This window comes from Ferruginibacter sp. (genome assembly GCF_031430955.1).
Classification (GTDB): domain Bacteria; phylum Bacteroidota; class Bacteroidia; order Chitinophagales; family Chitinophagaceae; genus Ferruginibacter.
Genome location: NZ_JANPCM010000152.1, coordinates 1 through 6896 on the forward strand (window position 1 = coordinate 1; position 6896 = coordinate 6896).

Below are 6896 nucleotides of genomic sequence, written 5' to 3' on the forward strand. Positions count from 1 at the left end.
ATGCGCCAACAACAAACCTCCTGGTGTAACATACTTTAAACAAATTATCAAACTCGGTATCCAAAATATTTGCATGCGGATAATTGGTTACGCCGGCTTTTTTAATATAATCCGGCACGGTGTTACTGTGCCCTACAATTAATATGCTTTTATTAAAATCGCCATGCGCTGCAATTTTATTAAAAAGATCTATACCATTTTCATCGGCGTTGTAATGGACCGTATCAATACCCAATTGCAAACGCATACTGTCGGCAGTCATTTGGGTGCGTTTAAACTGCGTAACGTAAATACGTTTAATGTTTTTACTTTTTAAGGTACGCATTAAATCCCCTGCCCTTTTATTGCCGTTGGTGGTTAGCACCGGGTCGGTACCGGCTTCTTTTTCGGCATGGCGTACAAAGTATAAATTTGTTTTTGCAGATATACCGGCAGGTATTTGTGCAATAGCGGTATGTATAAAAAATACCAGCAACAAAAAAGGGAGAAAAATTTTCATAATAAACAATTGAATATCTAATTTAAGCCAATTAATTGTAATACACACAATAGCCACTTACCTTGTGCCGTTAATGCTGCAAATTTGCTAATTTGCAGTCAAAATTAATAAACCCCATACGCTGCAATTAAAGTTGAACAAAGCGTTTCAGTTGAAGAGTGTCTCGCCTTAGGCCAGACCAATGAAGATTGACTTTGTTCTTTGGCCGGGTTAAAAAAATATTAAAAACATAATCTCCATAATCACCCCTTTAGGGGATGGGGGTAAATTTAAAAATTTATGTGTGGAATTGTAGGTTACACCGGCCCACGTGAGGCATATCCGATAGTAATTACTGGTTTAAAACGTTTAGAATACCGTGGGTACGACAGCACCGGCGTAGCACTTTTAAACGGCGGCTTAAAAGTTTATAAAAAGAAAGGCCGTGTGGCCGACCTGGAAGAAAGCATTATTGGTAAAGATTTACATTCTAACATTGGCATTGGCCATACCCGTTGGGCAACGCATGGCGAACCCAGCGACAGGAATGCACATCCACATACTTCAAAAAGCGGCAAGCTGGCCATGATACACAATGGCATTATTGAAAATTATGCCCAGATAAAAAAAGAATTAGTAAATAAAGGCTATGCTTTTACCAGCGATACCGATACCGAAGTTTTATTAAATTTTATTGAAGACATTAAAAAAAATAACGAGTGCAATTTAGAAGAAGCAGTAAGAGTAGCGTTAAAAAGAATTACAGGGGCGTATTGCATTTTGCTAATTGATGAAGACGATCCGCAAACTATTATTGCGGCCCGTAAAGGCAGCCCGCTGGTAATTGGTGTGGGCAAAGGCGAACATTTTTTAGGTAGCGATGCAAGCCCCATGCTGGAATATACCAAAGAAGTGGTGTATGTAAATGATTACGAGCTGGCCATTGTGAGGCCTGACGAATTGATATTGAAAAATTTGGGTAACGAAAAAATTACTCCGTTTATTACCAAGCTGGATATGGAACTGGCAGCAATTGAAAAAGGTGGCTACGACCATTTTATGCTGAAGGAAATTTTTGAACAGCCCAGCACCATTCATGATTGTTTGCGTGGCAGATTAGATGCAACAGCAGGCACTATTACCATGAGCGGCGTGATGAACAATATTGAACATTTTAAAAATGCACAACGTATAATAATTGTTGCCTGCGGTACCAGCTGGCACGCCGGACTGTTAGCCGAGTATGTTATTGAAGAGCTCTGCCGCATTCCGGTAGAAGTGGAATACGCCAGTGAATTCCGTTACCGTAACCCGATAGTAAATAAAGGCGATATTATTATTGCCATTAGCCAGAGTGGTGAAACTGCAGATACTTTAGTGGCCATTGAAAGAGCAAAAGAAAATGGCGCTATCATTTTTGGAATTGTAAATGTGGTGGGTTCTTCCATTGCACGGATAAGTGATGGTGGTGCTTACACACATGCCGGCCCCGAAATTGGTGTAGCTTCTACCAAAGCTTTTACCGGCCAGCTTGCGGTAATTATGATGATGGCTTTAAAAATTGCAAAAGAAAAAGGCACCATCACCGATGAACGGTATAATAATTTATTGATGGAATTAGATGCCGTGCCGGAAAAAGTGGATGCCATTTTAAAGAGTGCTGATCTTTTAAAAGCGATTGCAGAAAAGTATAAAGGTGCAGGCGATGCCTTATTTTTAGGAAGAGGCTATAATTTTCCGATTGCATTAGAAGGCGCTTTAAAACTTAAAGAGATCAGTTACATACACGCCGAAGGCTACCCTGCCGCCGAAATGAAACATGGCCCCATTGCTTTAGTGGATGAAAACCTGCCCGTAATTTTTGTTGCTACCAAAGACAGTTACCACGAAAAAATTGTGAGCAACATGCAGGAAATAAAAGCCCGAAAAGGAAAAATAATTGCCATCATTACCGAAGGCGATGAAGTTATTCCCGGCCTTGCCGATGATATTTTTTATGTACCTGCTGCTGATGAAATTATTGCGCCAATGCTCAGCACCATTCCTTTGCAATTATTAAGTTACTATGTTGGTATTGCAAAAGCTGTTGATGTAGATAAGCCGAGGAATTTAGCGAAGAGTGTAACGGTAGAATAAAAGCCCCTGCCCACTGAAGGGGAACTTCAATAGCTACAACATTTGTTTTATTTTTTCGCTTATATTGCAGGTAGCTTTATTTTGGTAACGGGCATTAGTTCATTGGGCATCATCGTTGCGTCGCACTCTTGTACTGCATATCTTTATTCAGCTTTACCCAAATAATATGGGCAACATTCAAGATGTATATTTCATTTTCATCTTGAATGTATTAACTAATAATCTTAAAGTAACTGCCTAAGTTCCCCTTCAGGGGACAGGGGCTTCGGGGCATGAACATCATTCAAAAACATCCGGTTAATAACCTAGGCTACAATTTTGTAGCACCGCAATATATTCCCAAAGGAAAAAATGAATACCATTTACGCAACAAACAAAACCGTAATGGTATCAGCTACCGCAAATTATCGGCGCTGGAAATTGAAGTGCTGGTGCGTAACCGCAACACTTCCGATGATTGGAATAATATTTTAGTTTCCTCATTTTTTAATGCCGAGTTAGTAAAGAACTGTAAGTTTTTTGGTTTAGTACGTATTGGAAAATTAGAACCGTACTACCTGGAGTTTCATAATTTAAGAATGGCTGTAGGTTTATACAACAGCACCATCATCAGTTGCGATTTTGGCGATAATGTTTGTGTGGATAATGTTAACTATTTAGGCCATTATATTATTGGCAACGAAGTAATGATTGCCAATGTAAACGAACTGGCCTGCACCGATAATGCAAAATTTGGTAACGGTATTATTAAAGAAGGCGAAGATGAAAAAGTAAGGGTGTGGTTGGAATTGTGTAACGAGAACGGTGGCAGAAGTGTGTTGCCTTTTAACGGCATGTTACCCGGCGATGCTTACTTATGGAGCAAGTACAGGGATGATGATGCACTGCTGAATAAATTCAAAGAATTTACGGAAGACCGTTTTGATAAACTAAGAGGCTACTATGGAAAAATTGGCGACCGCACCGTTATAAAAAATTGCAAAATTATAAAAGATGTGTGGGTGGGCACTGATGCATATTTTAAAGGTGCCAACAAATTAAAAAACCTTACGGTTAACAGTGATGAAGAACGCACTTCTCAAATTGGTGAAGGCTGCGAACTGGTAAATGGTATTGTGGGTTATGGCTGCAGAATTTTTTATGGCGCCAAAGCAGTACGTTTTATTATGGCATCGCATTGCCAGTTAAAATATGGCGCCAGGTTAATCAATTCTTATCTCGGTAATAACTCCACTATTTCCTGTTGCGAAGTGTTGAACTCCTTAATTTTTCCGGCACACGAACAGCATCATAATAATTCTTTTTTATGTGCAGCAGTTGTAATGGGGCAAAGTAATATTGCAGCAGGTGCAACTATTGGCAGCAACCATAACAGCCGTGCTGCCGATGGTGAAATAGTTGCAGACCGTGGCTTTTGGCCGGGGCTTTGTGTAAGTTTAAAACACAATTCAAAATTTGCGGCGTTTACCATAATTGCTAAAGGCGATTTTCCGGCAGAGTTAAATATCCCTGTACCGTTTAGTTTAGTGAGTAATGATGTAAGTAACGATGTGTTAGTGGTAATGCCTGCTTACTGGTTTATGTACAACATGTATGCACTGGCACGTAATGCACACAAGTATTTTGACCGTGACCGAAGAACAGAAAAAATTCAGCACCTGGAATATGATTTTTTAGCCCCCGATACGGTGAATGAAATTTTTGACGGCTTACAAATTTTACAAAAATTAAAGCCCGATGCAGAAGGTACTGCAACAATTACCGGCTGGGAAAATACTGACCGCACTACAAAAATTTTAAAAGTGCCGCAGTCGATGGCGATATTTAAAGAAGTGATTCAATATTATGGCACCATGGAAATATTAAATCACTTACAAAAAAATAAATTTGCCGATTTTGAGACATTAAAAAAATCCCTTTCAGCTAAAATACAAAGAAGTGAATGGCTGAATATTGGCGGACAACTGATACAAAAAACTGCAATAGAAAATTTAAGGCGAAATATAAAATCGGGTAAAGTAAAAAGCTGGGATGACATGCATAATTTTTACCGCCAGCAGGGCGAAGCTTACACTGCCGATAAATTAAATCATGGTTATACTGCTTTATTAGAAATATTAAAAAGTACTCCAACGCAATTTACGCCTGCACTTTTTAAACAATTATTACAACAGGCTTTAGATACTAAAGAATGGATGTGCAAAGGGATTTTTAACAGCCGTGCTAAAGATTACAGCAACCCCTTTAAAAAAATGGTGTACGATACCAATGAAGAAATGAACAAAGTTGTAGGAAGATTAGAAGACAATAGTTTTATACAACAGCAATTGGGTGAGCTGGAGGAAATGAAGAAGTTGGTGAAGTCTGTCTCCAGGAAATTAAAGTTATAAATGTTTGTGTAATTGCTTCATCTATTTCATCCCTTATAAAATTATAACATGAAAAAAATATCATTGGTCATTATTGCTGTGGCAATAACCTGTTTGCTTAATGCACAAAACACACAGCCCGGTTGTTTCCCTTTTCCAAAAACAATTTCAGTTACCGGCAGTGCCGAAATGGAAGTTATTCCCGATGAAATTTATGTGCAGGTAGATTTAAGGGAATACAAGAAAAAAGGAGAAGAAAAAAAGGAACTCGACAAAATTAAAACTGATTTTTTAGCTAACTGCAAAGCAGTGGGAATTGCAGACAGCAATATTGCTGTGGCATCCTACGATGGTTATAACCTGTCATCAATTTGGAGACACAGAAAAAAAGATCCAGATTTATTGGCTTCCATTACTTATCAATTAAAATTCAGCAACACAAAATTAATTGACGAACTGGTTAACCGCCTGGATGATGACGCTACCAGCAACTTTAGTATTACCAGAACTTCTCATAGTAAAATTGTTGAATTCAGGAAGCAGTTAAAAATTATGGCCGTTAGAGCTGCAAAGGAAAAAGCACTGTATTTATCCGAATCAGTAAATGAAAAAGTAGGTGAAGCAATCACAATAGTAGAACCGGAAGAATCTTTAAGTTCTGATGTATTGTCAGGAAGATATAAATCCAATTCACTTGCAGGGGTAAATGTTCTGTCCATGAAAGAACAATCATCTTATGGTGGTATAGCTGAAGGCGGAATTGATTACAGAAAAATTAAATTGCGTTTTGAAGTAAAAATATTGTACGCTTTAAAATAAAATACATTTAGTTAATATTTTCTTGAAGACAGTCTTACAAAGGCTGTCTTCTTAATTAAAACTTATATTTGCTGCTCAAATTTAAAAATGAAAAAATTTCTTTTTAGCATTCTGTTCATCGGTGTTGTATTTGCCGCAAAAAGCCAAACCCTTGCTCAAATAAAAAAAGTATTGGATACTACTAATAATCCCATCGGTTTTGTAAAATATGTATTGAAGAAAAAATATTTTATTGATACAGTAGCTGTAGTTACCACCAGTAATTTTATGGGTAAAGCAGACAGTCTTGCTTACAAAGGAAAAGTAGGCAAAGTGTATGGCCCGTTTAAAGGCGAAAATATTTTGATAAAGATTTTATACAAAGCGCCTAATACATTTTATCATGTTAGCCATATTGTGTTAGATACTTCCACTTACAGCTTTCGGTTTGCATCTTCATTGGCAGACAGCATTATAGAAAAAATACAATCCGGCAGGGAAAGTTTTGCATCAATGGCAAGTACTTACAGTGCCGATTATTCCTCTGCAGTTAAAGGCGGCGATTTAGGCTGGTTTGTACGTGGTGTTATGTTACAACAATTGGATGAAGCCGTATCAAAACATAAAAAAGGAGAAATATTTACCGTATGGACAGCAGCTGGCCTGCACATTGTAAAAATTACCGACAACCCTAAAAAAGATGTGGGCTATGCGTTGATGTTACGGGTAATTTTATAAATCAGGATTTTTATCATCAACTCCTTCGCAAACTCCTGGAGGGTTTAAAACCGCCAGGAGTTTTATCCAGCAGCTAAAATTACTTAACAGATTGCAACGAAATATCAAATCCAATACTCATATCAACAATAAATGAATTGGTAGATTCATTGTAGATAGTAAGTGTTTTTCCGTTGGTTTTATTTTTCAGCAATAAAATTTTTATAGTTTTTGCAGTGCCGTTATCCGTAAAAGTAAATGGATGATTATTATCCATCATCGTAAAAGTTTCTTCGGGTTTAGAAGCACCATCCACTTTTATTTTTACCTCGTCCCCATTTTCTGCCATCACTAATTCTATATTCAGCATAAAGGCAATAAACACTGGGGTTTCTTTA

General features: G+C 37.7%; 6 protein-coding genes. 4 read left to right on the top strand and 2 right to left on the bottom strand.

What is annotated here, in order from left to right; genetic code table 11:
• Window positions 1-499: phosphoglycerate mutase family protein (locus ACY65O_RS04095; protein ID WP_462219575.1), on the bottom strand; the 499-nt coding region annotated here is incomplete at its 3' end.
• 279 nt (window positions 500-778) lie between these two features.
• On the opposite strand from ACY65O_RS04095, the gene glmS reads away from it, so the two are divergent.
• From glmS to ACY65O_RS04115, 4 genes are all read left to right on the top strand, one after another.
• Window positions 779-2614 (top strand): glutamine--fructose-6-phosphate transaminase (isomerizing), encoded by a 1836-nt coding sequence (glmS, locus tag ACY65O_RS04100; RefSeq protein ID WP_462219576.1) that lies wholly within the window; start codon window positions 779-781, stop codon window positions 2612-2614.
• A 272-nt stretch (window positions 2615-2886) separates the two neighbouring features.
• A complete protein-coding gene (locus tag ACY65O_RS04105) occupies window positions 2887-5004 on the top strand; it encodes a DUF4954 family protein (protein WP_462219577.1) in 2118 nt (705 codons plus the stop codon).
• A gap of 48 nt (window positions 5005-5052) precedes the next feature.
• The gene (locus tag ACY65O_RS04110) at window positions 5053-5802 is read left to right on the top strand and encodes an SIMPL domain-containing protein (protein WP_462219578.1); all 750 of its coding nucleotides are present in this window, start codon (window positions 5053-5055) and stop codon (window positions 5800-5802) included.
• A gap of 87 nt (window positions 5803-5889) precedes the next feature.
• Entirely contained in the window at window positions 5890-6519 is a 630-nt protein-coding gene (locus ACY65O_RS04115; protein ID WP_462219579.1) for a peptidylprolyl isomerase, read from the top strand.
• Window positions 6520-6598: 79 nt separating this feature from the next.
• Here ACY65O_RS04115 and ACY65O_RS04120 read toward each other — a convergent pair.
• Window positions 6599-6896 (bottom strand): hypothetical protein (locus ACY65O_RS04120; RefSeq protein ID WP_462219580.1); only part of this gene is annotated, 298 nt, incomplete at its 5' end.